The organism is Lysinibacillus antri, from assembly GCF_003977595.1.
Classification (GTDB): Bacteria; Bacillota; Bacilli; order Bacillales_A; family Planococcaceae; genus Ureibacillus; species Ureibacillus antri.
In genome coordinates this window covers 270,506-291,520 of the sequence record NZ_RYYR01000001.1, presented here as the reverse complement: position 1 = coordinate 291,520, position 21,015 = coordinate 270,506, and the positions used below count along the sequence as shown (strand labels likewise).

Sequence of the window (21,015 nt, the reverse complement as noted above, 5' to 3'; positions counted from 1 at the left end):
TTAAGTAGAACAAAAAGGATAGGTGGGAGATCAACTGCCCGTAAAAGCCCGATTGGTTCAACTAACAATCCATGGGGGATGAAGAAAACCCCCACGGATTGAAGTTTCACTTTATAGGTTAGTAGGAAGCATGATATTTCGCTATAATTAGGATAAGGATGTGACAAAATGATTAAATCAGAAAAACAGTGGATGATCCAACAACCTAATGAACAACAAATTGCAACTTTACAAAATGAATTAAATATTACATCGCTTGCCGCTAAAATATTAATTTCAAGAGGTTATGAAACGCCAACAAAAGCCAAAGCCATTTTACATATGAACGAAAGTCATTTACATGATCCGTACCTATTAAATGGTATGAAAGAAGCAGTAGAACGTATTGAAGAAGCGTTAAATCAGGGTGAGAAAATATTAATCTACGGAGACTATGATGCAGATGGGGTTACTAGTACTACGGTTATGATGAATGTACTACTCGACTTAGGTGCAGATGTGGATTTCTGTATTCCGAACCGTTTTACACACGGCTATGGTCCACACGAAGAATTATTCAAAAAGGCATATGAAGATGGTGTACAACTAATTATTACGGTTGACAATGGCATTAGTGGGATTGAGCCGATTCGTATTGCAAAAGAGCTGGGCATGGATGTTATCGTTACAGACCACCATGAACCTGGGGATGTATTGCCTCCAGCTGATGTGATTATCCATCCCCGTGTACCTGAGGGGCACTATCCATTTGGAGACTTAGCAGGAGTGGGGGTTGCTTTTAAATTAGCCCATGCCTTATATGGGGAAGTGCCGGAACATTTATTTGAATTTACGGCGATTGGTACAGTGGCCGATCTTGTCCCGCTTGTTGGTGAAAATCGCTATTTAGTAAAGCAAGGAATAAAACAGTTGCGCCAATCAAACAATCCGTGGGTAAGAGCATTATGTGAAGTAACAAGTGTGAAACAGCACGAGGTTGATGAGGAGGTAATTGGCTTTTATTTTGGGCCGCGTTTAAATGCAATTGGTCGATTAGGCGATGCCGATCCAGGCGTTGCATTTTTAATGAGTGAAAATGAATTAGATGCGACTATTGGGGCTAAACTTTTAAATGATAAAAATACAGAACGAAAAGAAATTGTCAATGAGATTACGAAGCAGGCAATTGAAATGATCGAAAATAATGAAGTGATAGCCAATTCACTCGTTACCGTCATTGCGAAAGAAGGCTGGAATCCAGGTGTCATTGGAATTGTCGCCTCGCGTTTAGTTGAAAAATATTACAAACCTACAATTGTATTATCTCTTGATGCTGCAAAAGGAACGGCAAAGGGATCAGGTCGTAGTATTGAAGGTTTCCATTTATACAATGAATTGGCAAAAAATCGAGATATTTTACCTCATTTTGGAGGGCATCCAATGGCAGCGGGGATGACGTTTTCCTTAGAACATGTGGATGAGTTACGTACTCGTCTTGATACACAAGCAAGAGCATGTTTAACAGAAGAAATGCTTACCCCAAAACTTATTATAGATGTACCTGTTGATATTGGTGAAATTTCCGTTGAATCGATAGCAGAAATCAAAAAACTTGGACCTTTTGGAACAGGATTTTCAAAACCGAATTATGCCTTACAAAATGTTCAAATACGATCAATGCGTAAAATCGGTGCAGGGGAAAATCATATAAAAATGGAGCTAGAAGACGAGCTCGGTATAATCGATGCAATCGGCTTTAATAAAGGCTATTTACATGAAGAAATTTCCTATGGCGTGCAATTATCCTTTGTTGGAGATTTACAAATTAACGAATGGCAAGGAAACAAAAAGCCACAATTTATGATTGCGGATGTCAAGACAAATGAATGGCAGTTATTTGACTATCGTGGAAAAGGACAAGTGCAAAAATGGGCGTCCTCACTCCCTATAGAAGATAGTTTGATTGTGGCATTCAATGAAAAGACCGTTCCGCTTTTTGAATCAACAATGAAGACACAAATACAACTTGTGAATACGGATAATATGATTGAATCTAAAGCACAATATCTTGTATTGCTAGACTTACCTGAGAGTTTCGATTTATTGGAAAGGGTATTATCGCATTATTCACCAAAACGAATTTACGCCATCTTCCATACACCAGAATCAAAATTTTTCAATGGTATGCCAACACGGGAGCATTTTGCTTGGTACTATTCATTTTTAAAGAAGCGTCCTGGTTTTCAATTGAAAAACTATATGGAACAGTTATCGCAACATATCGGTTTAAATGTCGAAGTAATAAAGTTTATGACAAACGTGTTTTTTGAGCTAGGATTTGTTAAAATAGATAATGGTCTGACAACTATAGACGAAAGTGCACCGAAACGAGCGCTATCTGATGCGCAGGTGTATAAAAAACGAGTTCAACAAATTGAAATTGAACAAGCCCTGTTATATGCACCATACGTAGAATTAAAACAATGGTTCAATGATCGAATGAAGGAATATCACTATTCCTAAGGAGGACAAATTAGATAATGGATTTAAAACAATACGTAACAACTGTTGAAAACTGGCCGAAAGAAGGCATCAGCTTCAAAGATATCACAACAATTATGGATAACGGTGCGGCTTATAAATATGCGACAGATGAAATTGTAAAATTTGCAAAAGAAGTCGGAGCAGAAATTATTGTAGGTCCTGAAGCGCGCGGTTTTATTATTGGTTGCCCTGTTGCCTATGCACTTGAAGTAGGCTTTGCACCCGTTCGTAAAGAGGGGAAATTACCTCGTGAAGTCGTACGTGTGGAATATGGTTTAGAATACGGTACAGATGTATTAACAATGCATAAGGACGCCATTAAACCTGGACAAAAGGCTTTAATCGTGGATGATTTATTAGCAACAGGCGGCACAGTTGATGCAACTGTTCAATTAATTGAAAAATTAGGTGGCGTTGTTGCAGGGTGTGCATTTATCATTGAACTTAAAGAGTTAGATGGCCGCAGTAAAATTGGCGACTTCCCGATTAAAACGTTAATTGAATATTAATTACTAAAAACCTCTTTCAAATCTTTTGAAAGGGGTTTTTCAAAAATATCGACAAAGAATGTACGAAATTGTCGTATTTTAAAAATGATTTCACGACTTACCTTTACTTTTCATACATAGTTTTTATACAATTAAATTTATATATTAATTTTTGAAAAATTATTAACAAGGTGGACAACTCATGGCGAAAGAGCAAATTTTGACGCCCGAAGATGTGTTTTCGAAAGTCAAAGAATATATGAACGATGAACATGTCGCCTTCGTAGTAAAAGCTTACGAAGTGGCGAATGAAGCACATAAAGAGCAGCTCCGTAGTTCTGGCGAGCCGTATATAATACATCCGATTCAGGTAGCAGGTATTTTAGCGGAACTACAAATGGATCCAGAAACTGTGTCAGCTGGGTTCCTTCACGATGTCGTTGAGGATACAACGGTTACAAGAGAAGATTTAGTCCGTGAATTTAGTGAAGAAGTAGCGATGCTAGTCGATGGCGTAACGAAATTAGGGAAGATTAAATATTTATCCAAAAAAGAACAACAGGCTGAAAATCATCGAAAAATGTTCGTTGCAATGGCGCAAGATATCCGTGTCATTTTAATAAAGCTTGCAGACCGACTACATAATATGCGTACATTGAAACATTTGTCTGCTGAAAAACAACGTCGTATTTCAACTGAAACATTAGAGATTTTTGCACCTCTTGCTCACCGCCTCGGAATTTCGAAAGTAAAATGGGAGCTAGAAGATACGGCATTGCGATACTTAAATCCGCAGCAATATTATCGCATTGTTAGCTTAATGAAACGAAAACGTGTAGAGCGAGAAGCATATTTAGATAATGTGATGAAAGAAATTAATTCACAGCTTCACGATGTTGAAATTGATGCGGAACTGTACGGAAGACCAAAGCATATTTATAGCATTTATCGTAAAATGGTACTACAAAATAAGCAGTTTAACGAAATTTATGACTTATTAGCAGTTCGAATTTTAGTAGATAGCATAAAAGATTGCTATGCAGTACTCGGGATTGTGCATACTTTATGGAAACCAATGCCAGGTCGATTTAAAGACTATATTGCAATGCCTAAACAAAACCTGTACCAATCGCTTCATACGACGGTGATTGGGCCATATGGTGACCCGTTAGAAGTTCAAATCCGTACAAAAGAAATGCACAACATTGCAGAATACGGGATTGCAGCACATTGGGCATATAAAGAAGGCAAATCCATCACGAACAACAAAGAAAGTATCGATCAAAAACTTACGTGGTTCCGCGAAATTTTAGAATTCCAAAATGAATCGTCTAATGCAGAAGAATTTATGGAATCGTTAAAATTTGATCTTTTCTCCGATATGGTCTATGTCTTTACGCCAAAAGGAGAAGTAATTGAATTGCCAGCCGGTTCGGTTCCAATTGATTTTGCTTACCGTGTCCATTCAGAAGTTGGAAACCGTACCATTGGCGCAAAAGTGAACGGCAAAATGGTGCCATTAGATACACCGTTAAAAACGGGTGATATCATTGAAATATTAACGTCAAAGCAATCATTTGGACCAAGTAGAGACTGGTTGAAACTTGCTCAAAGTTCACAAGCTAAAAACAAAATTAAACAATTTTTCAAAAAGCATTTGCGTGAAGATAATATTGTAAAAGGGAAAGAATTAATCGAAAAAGAAATTAAAGCCCAAGATTTTGACATGAAAGAAGTTCTTTCAGCGGAAAATATGAAACGGGTTTTAGATAAATTAAACTACACAAATGATGAAGATTTGTATGCAGCAGTTGGTGTAGGTGGCATTACAGCGCAACAAATTGTGAATCGTTTAGCAGAGAAGAAACGGAAAGAACGCGAACAAGTAGAAGCACTTGAAAAAATTGTTAAGGAAATGCAAAATCCTTCTACAAAAAAGCGTAAAGCAGAATCAGGCGTCATCGTAAAGGGAATCGACAACCTTTTAATCCGCTTATCGCGTTGTTGTACACCTGTTCCTGGAGATGAAATTGTTGGGTTTATTACGAAGGGACGAGGCGTTTCAGTCCACCGCGCGGATTGCCCAAATATTCAAGAAGGGGATAATGCAGACCGCTTAATTGAAGTTGAATGGGAACATGGCGGGGAGGCACCAATCCGTAAAGAATACCCTGTAGACATTGAAGTTTCGGCTTTTGATCGTCCAGGTATTTTAAATGATGTGATGCATGCAGTAAGTGAAGCAAAAACAAATATTTTAGCTGTAACGGGTCGTGCAGATCATGATCGAATTGCGACCATTCACTTAACAATTTCGATTTCGAATATCTCCGGCTTGCATAAAGTGGTTGAACGTATCAAGCAACTTCCAGATATATATTCGGTTCAACGAGTAATTAATTAAGGCAGGGTTTGGAAATGAGAGTAGTGATTCAACGGAGTAAAGCGGCATCTGTAACGGTAGATGGACAAATTACAGGTGCTATTGATAAAGGCTATGTATTATTAGTAGGTTTGACGCATACGGATACGCTAGAAGATGTTCAATATGTCGCAAAAAAGATTGTAGATATTCGTCTTTGGGAAGATGAAGAAGGAAAAATGAACAAATCCATTATCGAACATGGTGGGGATATTCTTTCAGTTTCTCAATTCACTTTATATGGGGATACAAGAAAGGGAAGAAGACCTAGTTTTATCGAGGCCGCTCGTCCAGAAATCGCTTTACCGCTATGGGAATCTTTTAATGCAGAACTTCAAAACTATGGATTAAAAGTGGAAACGGGTATTTTTGGTGCGATGATGGATGTTGCTTTAGTAAATGATGGCCCGGTTACGGTCATTGTCGAATCTAAGAGTAAATAAAAAAACAGGAGTCAGGTGTGAATTCACACCGTGGCTCCTGTTTTTTCTAATCTAATTGATTATCAAAATAATTTAATAAACCTTGGTAAATTCCAAGCGTGGCCTGTTCTCGATAAAAATCACTTGTCACAACACGTTCTTCACTTGGATTACTTAAATAGCCTAATTCGATTAATATTGCATTTTGTTTATTTTCTCGTAGTACTAAGTAATTCCCCGGCTGAACACCACGATCACGTAATGACACTTTTTTTGCAAGTCCTTCATGAACATACTTGGCTAAAGGCTGCTGGTAAGAATTCATATAGTACGTTGTAAATCCTGATATGGAACTATCCTCTGTTGCATCATAATGAATACTAATAAAGGCATCTGCTGTATGTTGGTGAGAGATTGATACACGTTTACGTAAATCGACATAGACATCCGATTCCCGAGTTAAAATGACTTCAGCCCCACTTGCACGTAATTTTTCTGTAAGTAATTCTGCAGTTTTTATATTGATATCTTTTTCTTCCGTACCTCGAACACCCGTTGTTCCTACATCATTCCCACCATGACCAGGGTCAATTACAATCGTAACCCCTTTTAAAGTACCTTCTTTTCGTTTCTCTTTTGTTTCAGTTTTTTTATTTTCTTCAGATGATTCATTAATGGAAACAACCCAATTTGCTACAAAAGCGGTCGTATCGTCGGTTATTTGAACTTCAAACCAATCGCCTTGGGTACTAACAATCGGATATTTTTCCCCAGCACTTGCATGAACAGCTACTTCTGATGAGGTAGAAGGGGACGTTCGAAGGTTTGTCCCATTATAAATAATCGTCACGACTTGATCAAATGATGATTTTTTAGTTGAGTTTGTGGTTGTAGGCTGATCTTTTTGTTCTACATGAAATGATCCATAAAAACTATAAACCCACCCCTTTTTATTCCCGTATTGTATTTTAACCCAATTATTATTTCGCTCTAAAACCTCGTATTTTTCACCGTTTTTTGCTACTCCGATTTTTTTAGAAGAGAGGTCTGGTTTTTTACGGATATTAACAGCGTCAACCAAAATAGTAAAAGAATTTGGATCAATTATTACATTCTCTTTAGTCTCTGGCTCTTTCTCTTTAGGTACCTCGGTTGGTTTGTTTTCTTCGATTTTTTTTGTTTCATTCATCGAAACATATTTAGAAGAAACCCACCCAATTGTCCCATTATAATTGATTTGCACCCAGTCATTTTGCTGCTGCACGACTTGTGCTTCAACGCCTGCATTTAATTGATCTAGCACTGGCGAAGTAATAGAAGGTTCAGCACGTAAATTAAGATGGTCAACTTGAGAAATGACCGTCTTGTCAGGTTCAGTTTGGTTGTTCTTTTCTTTTGAAGAAGTTAACCAAGAGGCAACCCATCCCTCATAATTTTTAAATTTTACATGGTACCAATCATTTTGTTTTTCAATAAATGCAAGTTCCTGTCCATCAGTTAATGTCGTAAGAATCGGGTAGGACAATCCTGGCCCTTCCCTTAAATACAATTTTTCAGCTGATACAACTAAATCTACACTGTCATCTACATTCGCATAGACTAGATTAGAATGATCGGAACGGTAGAATGATGTGGAACAAAGTAAAATACCTGTAAGTATAAAGGTAATAATTTTATGCTTCATTTTTTACCTACCTTCTATAATAAACGTTGTAAGATTCATATATTTTCTATTGTAAAATCAAATCTCTACTAAAATCTACTTCTTTTTGACAAATTAGGTAATAAGCATTAGAAATCAATTTTGACCGTGGTCTGTTTCTCTTAAAATAGTTGACAACATAAGTCGACACAATTATGATAAGACTAATGTGAAAATTCATTACCATTGACCAAGAAAGTAGCAATTACCAATGCTGACAAGAGAGGGAAAGACTAGGCTGAAATCTTTCCTACAGTAAGTAAATGTGAACAACACTTGTGAGGTTTTTTTTCGAAAAGCGGATGGCTTAGTAGGGAAAAACGGAAGACGGCCGTTATCCGTTTACGAGAGGGTGTACTTAAGTACGCCAACTAGGGTGGAACCGCGGAAGATAACTAAGCTTTCGTCCCTTGCATTTGCATGGGATGAAGGCTTTTTTTATATTCATTAACAAGTGTATGGACAATTACGTTTAATCGTAATTGATTGAGAAAGGAGTATGAAAATGGCTTTTAAAGTACCTAGAGGAACACAAGATATATTGCCTGATCAAACACCGAAATGGCAAAAAGTTGAATCGATTTTACGTGATTTAAGTCGTGTATATCGTTATAAAGAAATTCGAACACCGATTTTCGAACAAACGGAATTATTCCAGCGTGGTGTAGGTGATACAACGGATATCGTTCAAAAAGAAATGTACACTTTCGACGATCGAGGTGGACGCTCATTAACATTGCGACCTGAGGGGACTGCTTCAGCGGTTCGTTCATATGTAGAGCACAAAATGTTCGGCTATCCTGATCAACCAGTGAAACTTTCTTACATTGGTCCAATGTTCCGCTACGAGCGCCAACAAGCTGGTCGTTATCGTCAGTTCGTTCAATATGGTGTAGAAGCGATAGGCAGTGCAGATCCAGCTATTGATGCAGAAGTGATTGCTCTTGCGATGGATATTTATCAAACAGTAGGGTTAAAGGATTTAAAATTAGTCATTAACTCATTAGGTGATAAAGAGACGAGAGATGCCCATAGAACGGCTCTGATTAATCATTTTGAACCAAGCATCAATGAATTTTGTTCAGACTGTCAAAACCGTTTAGAAAAAAATCCGTTACGTATTTTAGATTGTAAAAAAGATCACGAACATCCATTAATGAAGTCAGCACCTGCATTAACGGATTATTTAACTGAATCTTCAGCACAGTATTTTGACCAAGTGAAAAAATATTTAGATGTACTGGGTATTCAATATGAAGTAGATCCAAACTTAGTGCGCGGTTTAGATTATTATAATCACACTGCTTTTGAAATAATGAGCACGTCACAAGGCTTTGGTGCCATTACAACTCTTTGTGGTGGTGGTCGTTATAACGGGTTAGTTGAGGGCATTGGGGGTCCAGATGTACCGGGAATTGGTTTTGCCATGTCTATTGAACGTCTGTTGCTTGCGTTGGAAGCTGAAGGTGTAGAACTTGAGGTAGAAGATCGATTAGACATTTATGTAGTCGCAATGGGCGATGAAGCAAAGTTAAAATCAGCTGAACTCATTAGCTCATTCCGCACAAAAGGAATTGCAGCAGATATGGACTATATAGATCGTAAAATGAAAGCCCAAATGAAATCAGCTGACCGTTTAGGCGCGAAATTTGTCATCGTGATTGGTGACTCCGAGCTAGAAGAAAGCGCGGTAAACGTAAAAGAAATGGAATCAGGTAATCAAGAAAAAGTACCATTCCACAATTTAGTGAATTATATCCTAGATCATAAATAATTTTTGTCTATAACTGGAGGAAATAAAGAATGGCTCAGAGAACACATGCTTGTGGAGAAATAACAGAACAACACGTAGGGCAACAAGTAGTATTAAAAGGATGGGTACAAAGACGACGCGATTTAGGGGGACTAATTTTCGTTGATGTTCGCGATCGTACGGGTATCGTTCAAGTAGTTTTTGGTGATGAAGCAAAAGATGCATTAGCAATTGCTGATAAAATCCGTAACGAATATGTGATTGAAATTGACGGGAAAGTTATTTTACGTGATGAAAGTCAAGTAAACTCAAATATTCCAACGGGTAAAATTGAAGTTGTCGCATCTACTATTACAATTATTAATGAAGCGAAAACACCACCATTTGCAATTGATGATAAAGTGGAAATTGGCGAAGATATTCGCTTAAAATATCGCTATATTGATTTACGACGTCCCGTAATGTATAACACGTTCAAATTACGTTCAGACATTACACGTTCAATTCGTAACTTCTTACAAAATGAAAGCTTCTTAGAAGTTGAAACACCAATTTTAACGAAATCAACTCCAGAAGGTGCTCGTGACTATTTAGTGCCTTCTCGTGTACATGATGGTGAATTTTATGCATTACCACAATCACCACAACTATTTAAACAGTTATTAATGGTATCAGGCTTTGAAAAGTACTTCCAAATCGCGCGTTGTTTCCGTGATGAAGATTTACGTGCAGACCGTCAACCAGAGTTCACACAAGTCGATATCGAAACATCATTTATGTCAATGGACGAAATTATTGAAATGAATGAGCGTCTAATTCAAACGGTTATGAAGGAAGCAAAAGGTGTAGACGTAACACTTCCATTCCAACGTATGTCGTACAAAGAAGCAATGGACCGTTTTGGATCAGATAAACCGGATGTACGTTTTGGGTTAGAACTTGTAGGACTTTCTGAAATCGTAAAAGACTCTTCATTTAAAGTGTTTGCTTCTACAGTTGAATCAGGTGGAGAAGTAAAAGCAATTAACGTAAAAGGCAATGCAGATAAATACTCTCGTAAAGATATTGATGCATTAACAGAATTTGTTGCGATTTACGGTGCGAAAGGGTTAGCTTGGTTAAAAGTAACGGAAGAAGGCTTAAACGGACCAATCGCAAAATTCTTTGAAGGTGAAATTGCAGAGAATCTAATTTCTGCTATGAATGCAGAAGCTGGAGATTTATTACTATTCGTAGCGGATAAACCATCAGTAGTAGCCGCTTCACTGGGGGCATTACGTAATAAATTAGGAAAAGAGTTAAACCTAATTGACGAGTCACAATATGCTTTCTTATGGATTACAGATTGGCCATTACTTGAGTATGATGAAGAAGCTGGCCGTTATACTGCAGCTCACCATCCATTCACACGACCATTTGATGAAGATATCGAAAAAATGGATACAGATCCAGCTAGTGTTCGTGCACAAGCCTACGATATCGTATTAAATGGTTATGAACTTGGTGGAGGATCTTTACGTATTTATGAACGTGACCTACAAGAAAAAATGTTCAAACTTTTAGGATTTAGTGAAGAAGAAGCGCAGGAGCAATTTGGTTTCTTACTTGAAGCCTTTGAATATGGAGTGCCGCCACATGGAGGACTTGCATTTGGTCTTGACCGTTTTGTAATGCTATTAGCGGGCCGTACAAATCTACGCGACACTATATCATTCCCGAAAACAGCTACAGCAAGTTGTCTATTAACTTCAGCGCCAAGTGAAGTTTCAGATGCACAATTACAAGAATTAAACTTAAGTGTAACGAAGAAAAAAGAGAACTAATTTATAGTAAAAGGAGTCACCTGTGAAGTTGTAGGTGGCTCCTTTATTTATGCGATGAGGGATTTGAGTGCTTTTTAGTAGATTAGGATTTAGCGAGTATAATAGTTTTAAATATATAATAAGTATATGATAAAGATAACATTTATTATATAATTTCTTAAATTTAATGAATAAGACCTTCTTAGTTTTTGTCAAATAAATGTTAGTTTTAAAAATTTTTTAATATTTTTAAAAATTTATATTGAAAATTCAGATAATTGGTGATAAGATTAATTTAACAACGAATCCTGAACTGTTTGTAATCCCATTCATAACAGTTTTGACCGAACAATAAATCGTTGGGAATCCATATTTTGACTTGTGCAAACAGGCCCTCGAACGAGTTGGGGAAGTTTAAGCAGTTGAAGAGGTTACCCACCTGCAAGGGAAGCGGGTTCAAAACATTAAAGTTACGGCAATTTGGGATTCGTCCTTACTAACTCTTCTGAAATTTTACAGAAGGGTTTTTATTTTTTTGCCATACTACATTCAAGTTTTACATGATAAATTTACTTCATTATTTTGATATGATATAATTCCGAGTAGTAAAATGTAGATTGAGAGGCATAAAAAATGTTACATCAGTTTTCAAGAAACGAACTAGCAATAGGTAAAGAAGGGCTAGAAAAATTAAAAAATACGACTGTTGCAGTATTAGGTGTAGGTGGCGTTGGATCATTTGCCGCTGAAGCCTGTGCAAGAAGTGGTGTTGGTCGTATTATTTTAGTGGATAAAGATAATGTAGATATAACAAACGTAAACCGTCAATTAGTGGCATACTTATCAACAGTGGGCAAATCAAAATCAGCTGTGATGAAAGAGCGTATTGCAGATATTAACACTGAGTGTGAAGTGATTGATATGCACATGTTTTATACAGAGGAAACGTACGAGAAATTCTTTGAACTAGGAATTGATTATGTGATTGACGCTTCGGATACAGTCATGTATAAAATTCACCTAATGAAAGAATGTTTGAAACGAAATATACCGATTATTTCAAGTATGGGTGCTGCCAACAAAACAGACCCAACACGATTCCAAATTGCAGATATTTCAAAAACCCATACGGATCCACTAGCGAAAGTCATTCGTACAAAGCTTCGTAAAGAGGGAATTCGAAAAGGCGTAACCGTTGTCTTTTCGGATGAGTCGCCAATCGTGGTTCGTCCAGATGTAGTGGAAACGGTTGGAAATCCGAATGCACAAATTCGTAAAGCAAAAATGCCACCATCATCTAACGCATTTTGTCCGTCTGTTGCAGGACTCATTGCAGCTAGCTGGGTAATTAATGATATCTTAAAGGATATAAAAATTACACGAGTACAACAATAATAAAATGGTAAAAGGTGCGTCTTCAAAATGACCGCACCTTTTTCATTTACTGTCGAATGCTTAATGTATCTTGATACGTATCTTGTATATGTTGTGAAATTTGTTGTTGCTCCTTGTTGACAGTTGTTAAAACCGCGCTCAATTGTTCAACGGCAGCGGAGCTTTGTTCGATAATGGAAGCAAATTCACTTGTACTGGCTTGAATAGATTTCCCATTTTCTTCAATGGCATTGACCGCTTGAGCAAACTCTTTTATTTCAATTAAAATGTCATCCATTGAATGCATTAAAGCTGTAAATGTTTCGTTTGATTTTTCGGCCGTTTCAATTTGTGTAGTAATCTGCTTTAAACCACTCTGTAACTTTTTCAGGGCATCTTCGTTGTATAAATTTACTTCGCTTAGGTTTTCGTCAATTTTTGCTAATGTTTGATCTGTAATACCTGCGAGCTTTCTAATTTCGTCGGCAACTACTTTGAATCCATTCCCATGGCTACCAGCTCGAGCCGCTTCAATCGATGCATTAAGTGCAAGAAGGTTTGTCTGTGTCGTGATTTTTTGGATATCTAACGTAAATTGATTTGTTTCTGCAATTTTCTTTGACAATAAAAGAAAGGTTTCGTTCAGTAATGAGAAGAAACTTTTAAACGAATCGATTTCGTCTTTTAATTGATGCATTGCTTCTGTGCCATTTGAAGCATGTTGACTAGCGTTATCTACACTTTGCACAATCTCATTTAATTGATCTGTAATTCTAGAAATTTCGGTTGTGGTTGCATCGGTACTTTGCACAATATCAAGTACATAATCGGATTGACGTTGTGCTCCAACACTTACTTCTTGGATAGATGAAAGCATTTCATTTTGCGCTAACGAAGCGGTTTTCATACTCATTGTGATGGTTTCAAGCTTTGATGTAATTCGATCGACTAAAGTTTCTAAATGGTGGTGTAAGTTTTGTTCGTGAAATGCCTTTTCATTTGCTGATCTCATTAATGCTTCTATGTTAGTAAATAAATATTTGTTTTGACGAACTTGTAGTAAAATCCCTAATCCCATCAACGTATGAACGACAAAGACATTTGCAGGATCAACAGCAAAACCGGTTGTATCCAATGTAAAATTAAAAATTAAACAAATAAGAGAACCGACATATCCAACAGTAAATACCGTTAGTTTATTGTGTATGCTTCCTAATATTAAAACGAAGAAACTCAAGACAATCGTCGCTAAAGTTACTTTGAATGAGGCGATTGCTCCGTAAACCGTAATAATGCCTAATATTAAAACAATAAATGGGAAAGCTGGACGTAGCGTAACGATTTTACGTTGTACAATAAATAGCAAGCAGGCAATAGATACAGGAATTAATAGTGAAAGGGCTAAGCCAAGTGGTCGGCCAATAATAAATTGAGCAATACCTCCTAAGTAAGCAGCTAAACCATAGACAAGCATTAAGATTGAATTTTTCTTAAATAAGTCATCTTTCTTTAAAATATCGATGTTCATAAGAAAATCCTCCTTTCAAAATTTGAATTATTATTTTAATAAATAGATAGAAAGTATTGTACTTAAAGTTCTATATTATTTATCTATGATTTTCAAGGGATATACTTGCATAGTTTTTTAGAGAAATTTTCAAATTATTATATTAATAAAATAAAATGAGCGTGTTAGGAGTGTAGTATAGTGGAGAAATTTTTTGAAATGGAATATCGAGGATTAAATATCTTGGATGAAATAAGTGTAGTTGAACTAGCGATAAATCTAGAGTTACAGACAATCCATGTACTTGATCAACATCAAGTTGTTGAACCGGAGTATGACTTTTCTACTAAGAAGTTTCGTGAAAGTGAAGGGTTTATTAATATGACAAAAGTATTGTACGACAAATATTTTCTTAGAAAAAATATGGATGAAGATTTAGGGAATTGGGTGAAAAGAATGAAGTGGATTTTTTATGGATCAAAACAATGGATCTTCCAAATGGAGAATGGAAACGTGAAAGAAGTTATAAAAAAGACAGAAATAGATCACCAGGGTGTAAATGACCATGATTTTTATCGTAAATATATTGAGAGAATATTATAGACTGCTGAATATAATTGTTATCATAAAATAGTATAATTCGACAAAATACGATTGCGAAGATTCTGAATATAGCCGTTAGAATATTGTTGAAAATGAATAAATTTTACAGTTATATCCCATTTTTAGCGCATTTTTTTATTTTCTAAAAAAACATTTGAATATTATTGTTATAGTATTGAAGATAGAAAGTAAGGAGTTAAGGGAGGATTCAATATGACGACTAAAGTACCAATGGCGAATAATGCTTTAAATATTCTTTCACTCAAAGAGAGCATGGACGAAATCATTTTTAATTATATTGACACGAGTAAAAATTGGGAAAAAGCTTATTCAAGTATTGGTGAACTTTTAGATGATGCGGTTGAATATTTCAGTAATTATGTAAAAGGAAATAATGGGCAACTTCCAAATGAAAATACGTATTGGGTATTATTTATGGACCTTACTTCAAAATTACTTTATTTTCAAACACTTGCATTTTTCCGTTTAAAATTACAGAGAAAAGAAGTTGTGAGCGAAGAAATCAAAACATTATTTTTATTAGCTGCGAATTGTATTCCAGATGTACAAAAAATTGTGAATGCGCAATTTTTAAATGAGGTTGGAAGAACGTATGAAGAAATTGAGCTGTACGATGGCAAAGAAGGTGGTTTTGAACGATTAATTTTAAAACAAAATAATCGAGCAAAAGATTGTCTGGAAGCGTTTTCGAACTACATTCATAAATTTCATAGATAACTAAACCATTTAGGTGAAATCGAAAAGTCGGTTTCACTTTTTTTGTTTTCATGTCATAAATTCTTACATTTAAGTGGTAACTTCATTATTTAATTATAATTTTTTTTCAAGGAGTTCCACTTAGGAGAATTAAGTGTTTCTATTATTGAACAGGGGGCAATTGGGGCGAAATGTAGGTTGACAGATTCACGTCCCTGATTGAAAACAGCCATTTAATTGGCGTAAAATGGTATTAATTTATTATTTGAAAAATATTTCTATTTTAATAATGGATCTATTCGTAGGAGGGTGATCTGGAGTGGGTGCATTTGGATGGTTAAATTTTATAGAAGGACTTCCTCTATGGTGGTCATATAAGCTAAACGAAGGAACAAAAAAACAAAAAGAAGATATTTTTGAAAGTATTGCAAAAACTCGTGTAAATTTGTTGAATGGATGGGCAACAGATCGCTGGGTTTCACTCATTTCCAGAGCAGAAGAAATTATTCATTATCCACCTGAAAGCTATGATTCATATTTAATAGATTCCAAAAATAAAAGCACATATTTTACGGAATTGTTTTTATTAGACAAAGGAATCAATGTTATTGCCTCAAGCTATTCACCACATATTGGGACAAGCTATTCCACGGGGAAAACAATGGTATATCAAAAAGCAGTACGTAACGTATGGGAAACAGGTGAACCTTTACTGTATGGACCGTTTATTGATCCAATTACATTAAAAATTGGCGCAAGAACTTCAAAGTTTCACGATGTCGTAACATTATTATTTTTACAACCAGTCTATAAAGAAAATGTATTACAGTTTATCATGGCAGCTCGCGTCCCCAATGATGTGATTTCGGATTTAATACAACGCGAAGCAGGTCATATTTATGAAGATTCAGGCGACAACTATATCTTTATGACCAAGTCGAACTTAGATCCATCCATTGAGCCGGGGACCGCATTATCTCGCAGTCGCTTTGAAGATGAGACTTTTACATTAGGAGAAAACTTAAAATTAGGCATCTATACGAAACATTGGGGAATTGTAAAAATAAAGCATCATACAGAGTTTGAAATACGCTTTACAGATCCCGCAACGAAGGAATTGCATCCAGGTGTTATCAATACGATAAAAAATGGGTCCAATCTATTTGTAGAGTTTCCTGGATATTCCGATTATCGTCATATCCCCGTAATTGGAAAAGGTGTTACATTTCAGATGCCTCATAGTCCAGATATTTGGGGAATGATGTGTGAAGCTGATTTAGAAGAAGTTTATCGAACACGTTCCATTGGCTTTCATTTAGGCATTAGTTTTATTTCTTTCATGATGATGAACATTTTGCTATTCCAAGTTTTAACAGCCTTTCATGTACTACATCCACTCATTGTACTAGCCATCAATGTGACGTATGGAGTTATCGGAACATTTTATTTTACTCGAAAACGCTTGAAGCCGATTATCGATCGAATTAATCGCGTAACGGGCATGATTCAAACAATCGCTGAAGGTGAAGGGGACTTAACGATCCGGATAGATAAATCTTTGTTAGGGAATGATGAAACCGGTGAAATGGGACGCTGGGTAAATAACTTTGTCGATTCACAGGCAACACTCATTCAAAAAGTGCAAAAGTCAACAACCGATGTACAAACGACAAATTACCATTTGCAACAACAAACTAAAAATGTTGAAAATAGTTCGCATCAGTTAATTAACCAGATGAATGAAATGTTTATGACAATTCAACACCAATTAGATGATGTGAAAAATGCCATGTTCCAAGTGGATGAAATTAGTAAAACGATGGCGAGTATAGAGCAACAATCTCATCAACAATTATGTGCTGCACAAGATGAAGTGAGTGGAATCGATGAAAAAATGAGTACCATTGTTGAGAAAGTTCGAGAAACGTTGAAATTAACGTCTACCTTTGTGGAATCATCCACTAGTATTAGTAAAGTTGTTGTAACAATTAATGCTATTGCAGAACAAACAAATTTATTAGCCTTAAATGCTTCCATTGAGGCTGCTAGAGCAGGTGAGCATGGAAAAGGCTTTGCTGTTGTTGCAGAAGAAATTCGAAAATTAGCATTACAAACAAAAATAGCCACAGAAGAAATTGATACAACGTTAGAATTAATAAGTAAAAATTCAAACGTTATTCGTAACGCGATTGAAGGTAATAGTGTAGAAGTAGAAAAAGGTTCGGAATATATCCATGTTGTAAAAGAAGTGCTGGCAACGATGACAAATACACCTTCCCAACAAAAAAATGTGACCGATCAAATACGTGATATTATTCGAAATATTGCAGCGAGTAGTGAGCAGAATGTGCGCGTTGTAGAAAATGTAGAAGATACGATGAAACAGATGATTGAGTTAATTAAAAGTGCCCATTACGATACAGAAAGAAGCACATTATTAATCGGTACGCTATCGCAAAGTGTTTCAAAATTCCATATTAAACAATAAGAGGCTGTCTATAAGGTGGACAGCCTCAGTTTCCTCTACCTATCTTAGATACTCAAATTGAACAATAACATTACATTTTTCTAACACTATCAGTTAAATAAAAGTGAAAGGTAATGTATAATCATTAATAGTTTCTGTAAAATTTTTCAAAAGGGAGTAGGAGTTTAATTGTTTAGGAAAATCTTTTTATTCTTATTATTTATTTTTATAACTAGTCACCTTACTGGGTTACAAGTGAGTGCACAGTCGTTTGGAGTGCAAGAGGAAAAAACATATCGAACGCTTGTACCAATTCGAATGATATCTGAAGCGTTTAACGTATCGGTTGATTGGAATGCAAATACAAAACAAGTAACCATTGATCAATTTACGCTAACGTTAGGAAGTAAGTCTATTAAACAAGCTGGACAAGTAGTGAAAGAAATGGATTCCATTCCAAAAGTAATCAATAACTCAGTTTACGTTCCATTAAGAGATGTCGGTTTTATATTTAATACTCCCGTAAACTGGAATCAACAAAAAGGACAAGTTGAGTTTGAAGTAAATGGACAACCTATTCATATACCTGTTTATGCAGAAACTTTTGTTAAGAGACCGAAAGTTTCGTATACAAAGCAAACGATTAGTGCAGAAGGAAAGAATTTTAGTGTCAATGTAGTTACGGTTAATTTATTAGCTCCGAATACTTCCCTTCATGTGGAAGTAGCGAAAGATCAATTAGGAAGTGTTGAGTCACTAGCTTCGATTGCTAAAAGACATGGCGCGATTGCTGCGATAAACGGTAATTATTTTGATGCATATTCAGATAATACATACCGCCAAATATACAATGGACTAGTCATGAATGGAAAGTTAATGCAGACATTTGATAAAAAGTTTTCGGTTTTTTATACGATGAAAGATGGGCAAGTGGGGATTTTACCTGGGGCGAAATTTATGGAACTATTTGAGCGAGGCGACGTTCAAGAAGCAATCCAAGTTGGACCACGTCTAGTGACGAATGGTGCAATTACTGTAAATCCTATAGAAGAAGGTTTTAATAGCCATAAAATATTAAGCTCACCAGGAGCACGGAGCGCTATCGGCATAGTAAAAAATCGTCAAGTACTATTAGTGACAACGTCCGGTGCTACAGTTACACAATTAGCAACTATTATGCAAAAGCTCGGAGCAATTGATGCGATGAACTCAGATGGTGGGGCATCAAGTGGTTTAATAATGAACGGAAACTATATAACATCTCCTGGACGCCAAATTGCGGTGACATTATTAGCGAAATAAAGTAGATTAAAAAATGTACCAAAAACCTTTTAAGAAGAAATATCAACTTTTGCAAAAAAAAAACGGGGTTGTCTAGTGAGTGACAGCCCCTTATTTTTTCTTAAAACCTTTTAAACGTTCATAAATGGCGGCCATTCGTTTTTCCTCACCGGCAATCACTGGGTTATAAAATTCTAAGCTTGCAATGTTATCTGGTAAATATTGTTGATCTATCCAGCCGCCAAATGTCCCGATTGGGGTATCGTGTGGGTATTGATAGCCGATATGCCCTAAAACTTTTGCCCCCGCATAGTGACCGTCCCGTAAATGGGGTGGGATGTCCCCAGTTTTCCCGTCATGGATTGCGGCAATAGCATTATCTAATGCAGCATAAGCCGAATTGGATTTTGGAGATAAGCACATTTCAATGACTGCATTAGCTAAAGGAATTCTTGCTTCTGGTAGACCAAGTACTTTAGCAGATTCTGTGGCCGCATATACATGGGCGCCGACTGCCGGATTTGCAAGACCGACATCTTCATAAGCCATCACAAGCAATCTTCTACAAACCGCAATCAAATCACCGTTTTCCAGTAAGTGAGCTAAATAGTAAAGTGCCGCATTTGTGTCACTACCGCGAACGGATTTTTGCAAAGCGGATAATAAGTTGTAAAAATGAGAGCCTCCCTTGTCCCCATAAACACCAATTCGCTTTGCTAAATGTTCAATTGTATGATCTTTTACGATCGTTTGTCCATCTTCTTCATCTGATGCATAATAAACGGATTCGAGTAATGTTAATGCTTTTCTTGCATCCCCATTAGAAGCCATCGCGATATGCTCGATTTGCTCCTCGGTAATAATGATGTTATGTTTCCCAAGCCCTCTTTCAGTATCTGCCAATGCATTTGTTAAAAGTTGAGCTATGTCTTGTTGGGTGTGCCGTTTTAATTGTAGGATCTCCCCACATCGTGAACGAATAGCTGGATTGACATCGTGAAACGGATTTTCTGTTGTGGCGCCAATTAACACAATCGAGCCATTTTCAACATGAGGTAACAATGTATCTTGTTGTAATTTATTAAAACGATGAATCTCATCTAAAAATAAAATCACCTTCCCAGATATTCTTGCCTCGGTAACAATTTGTTCAACATCTTTTTTTCCAGCGTGTGTTGCGTTGAGGGAAAAGAATGGAAGATTGGAGCTACCAGAAATAGCATAAGCAATTGAAGTTTTCCCAATCCCAGGTTCCCCATATAAAAGCATGGAAGGGACGTGTCCGTTTTGGATCATTTTATACAATGTTGTATTTTTTCCTATAATATGTTGCTGTCCTACGATTTCATTTAAATTACGAGGGCGCATTCGATATGCCAGTGGTTCATTGTGCATGGATTTCCCTCCTAACTACTTTTCTTTAAATAATAGACCTTTTCCAAGTGGAATAAAAGGTGTTATGGTATACTAAGCATAGAAATGGACAAGAAAAATTGAGGTGTTATAATGAAAATTTCTACAAAAGGTAGATACGGTTTAACGATTATGATTGAACTTGGAAAACATTATGGAGAAGGGCCTATTCCGCTTCGCCAAATTGCAGCAGATAAGGATTTATCTGAGGCGTATTTAGAGCAATTAGTATCTCCGCTTCGTATTGCGGGCCTCGTTAAGAGTGTTCGTGGTGCATATGGTGGTTATTTATTAGCATTACCACCTAGTCAAATTTCAGCTGCGGATGTGATTAAAGTATTAGAAGGACCAATCCAACCTGTTGAAGGAATTGAAAATGAAGAAGCTCCTCAACAACAATTATGGATTCGCATTCGTGATGCAGTGAAAAATGTGCTTGATACGACTTCAATTGAAGATTTAGCAAAATATAATGACCAATCGGAATACGATGGGTATATGTTCTATATTTAACGAAAGAAATTAGATTGTCTATTAAAGG

Annotated in this window: 15 protein-coding genes, 1 other RNA gene and 1 other annotated feature; of the genes, 13 read left to right on the top strand and 3 right to left on the bottom strand. The window is 36.4% G+C overall.

The features are described 5' to 3' along the window. Positions 1-168: 168 nt before the first annotated feature. The 4 genes from recJ (at position 169) to dtd (ending at position 5,876) form a co-directional block, all read left to right on the top strand. Entirely contained in the window at positions 169-2,502 is a 2,334-nt protein-coding gene (recJ, locus tag EK386_RS01490) for a single-stranded-DNA-specific exonuclease RecJ (protein WP_126657233.1), read from the top strand. Between the two features lie 17 nt (positions 2,503-2,519). Next, on the top strand, positions 2,520-3,032 hold the full coding sequence (locus tag EK386_RS01485) for an adenine phosphoribosyltransferase (protein ID WP_126657232.1): 513 nt from the start codon (positions 2,520-2,522) through the stop codon (positions 3,030-3,032). A 181-nt stretch (positions 3,033-3,213) separates the two neighbouring features. Further along, positions 3,214-5,415 carry a RelA/SpoT family protein gene (locus EK386_RS01480; RefSeq protein WP_126657231.1) on the top strand — a complete coding sequence of 734 codons (2,202 nt, stop codon included), beginning with the start codon at positions 3,214-3,216 and terminating at the stop codon, positions 5,413-5,415. A gap of 14 nt (positions 5,416-5,429) precedes the next feature. Further along, entirely contained in the window at positions 5,430-5,876 is a 447-nt protein-coding gene (dtd, locus tag EK386_RS01475; RefSeq protein ID WP_126657230.1) for a D-aminoacyl-tRNA deacylase, read from the top strand. A 46-nt stretch (positions 5,877-5,922) separates the two neighbouring features. Here the strand turns inward: dtd and EK386_RS01470 are convergent, their stop codons facing one another. Continuing rightward, positions 5,923-7,539: an N-acetylmuramoyl-L-alanine amidase family protein gene (locus EK386_RS01470; RefSeq protein ID WP_126657229.1), complete on the bottom strand. Its 1,617-nt coding sequence runs from the start codon at positions 7,537-7,539 to the stop codon at positions 5,923-5,925. 195 nt (positions 7,540-7,734) lie between these two features. Further along, positions 7,735-7,971: a binding site (T-box leader), on the top strand. A gap of 91 nt (positions 7,972-8,062) precedes the next feature. Here EK386_RS01470 and hisS point away from each other — a divergent pair. The 4 genes from hisS to EK386_RS01450 all read left to right on the top strand — a co-directional run bounded on the left by hisS (position 8,063) and on the right by EK386_RS01450 (position 12,507). Further along, positions 8,063-9,331, top strand: a complete 1,269-nt coding sequence (hisS, locus tag EK386_RS01465; protein WP_126657228.1) for a histidine--tRNA ligase — start codon at positions 8,063-8,065, stop codon at positions 9,329-9,331. A gap of 29 nt (positions 9,332-9,360) precedes the next feature. Next, complete coding sequence (aspS, locus tag EK386_RS01460; RefSeq protein ID WP_126657227.1) at positions 9,361-11,133, top strand: aspartate--tRNA ligase; 1,773 nt, start codon at positions 9,361-9,363, stop codon at positions 11,131-11,133. A gap of 281 nt (positions 11,134-11,414) precedes the next feature. Then, a non-coding RNA gene (gene ssrS, locus EK386_RS01455) (6S RNA) lies at positions 11,415-11,603 on the top strand. Positions 11,604-11,745: 142 nt separating this feature from the next. Next, entirely contained in the window at positions 11,746-12,507 is a 762-nt protein-coding gene (locus EK386_RS01450; RefSeq protein ID WP_126657226.1) for a tRNA threonylcarbamoyladenosine dehydratase, read from the top strand. A gap of 46 nt (positions 12,508-12,553) precedes the next feature. On the opposite strand, the gene EK386_RS01445 is transcribed toward EK386_RS01450, so the two are convergent. Next, positions 12,554-14,014 carry a methyl-accepting chemotaxis protein gene (locus EK386_RS01445; protein ID WP_126657225.1) on the bottom strand — a complete coding sequence of 487 codons (1,461 nt, stop codon included), beginning with the start codon at positions 14,012-14,014 and terminating at the stop codon, positions 12,554-12,556. 180 nt (positions 14,015-14,194) lie between these two features. On the opposite strand from EK386_RS01445, the gene EK386_RS01440 reads away from it, so the two are divergent. The 4 genes from EK386_RS01440 to EK386_RS01425 all read left to right on the top strand — a co-directional run bounded on the left by EK386_RS01440 (position 14,195) and on the right by EK386_RS01425 (position 19,082). Next, positions 14,195-14,596, top strand: coding sequence for a hypothetical protein (locus tag EK386_RS01440; protein ID WP_126657224.1), 402 nt, complete (start codon positions 14,195-14,197; stop codon positions 14,594-14,596). Between the two features lie 213 nt (positions 14,597-14,809). Then, complete coding sequence (locus EK386_RS01435; protein WP_126657223.1) at positions 14,810-15,334, top strand: hypothetical protein; 525 nt, start codon at positions 14,810-14,812, stop codon at positions 15,332-15,334. Between the two features lie 298 nt (positions 15,335-15,632). Continuing rightward, positions 15,633-17,801 carry a methyl-accepting chemotaxis protein gene (locus EK386_RS20135; RefSeq protein ID WP_126657222.1) on the top strand — a complete coding sequence of 723 codons (2,169 nt, stop codon included), beginning with the start codon at positions 15,633-15,635 and terminating at the stop codon, positions 17,799-17,801. Positions 17,802-17,969: 168 nt separating this feature from the next. Continuing rightward, positions 17,970-19,082: a phosphodiester glycosidase family protein gene (locus EK386_RS01425; RefSeq protein WP_126657221.1), complete on the top strand. Its 1,113-nt coding sequence runs from the start codon at positions 17,970-17,972 to the stop codon at positions 19,080-19,082. A gap of 90 nt (positions 19,083-19,172) precedes the next feature. Here EK386_RS01425 and EK386_RS01420 read toward each other — a convergent pair whose 3' ends face one another. Beyond that, complete coding sequence (locus EK386_RS01420) at positions 19,173-20,456, bottom strand: replication-associated recombination protein A (protein ID WP_126657220.1); 1,284 nt, start codon at positions 20,454-20,456, stop codon at positions 19,173-19,175. A 111-nt stretch (positions 20,457-20,567) separates the two neighbouring features. Here EK386_RS01420 and cymR point away from each other — a divergent pair, with 111 nt between their 5' ends. Continuing rightward, positions 20,568-20,987, top strand: a complete 420-nt coding sequence (gene cymR / locus EK386_RS01415; RefSeq protein WP_126657219.1) for a cysteine metabolism transcriptional regulator CymR — start codon at positions 20,568-20,570, stop codon at positions 20,985-20,987. Positions 20,988-21,015: the final 28 nt, after the last annotated feature.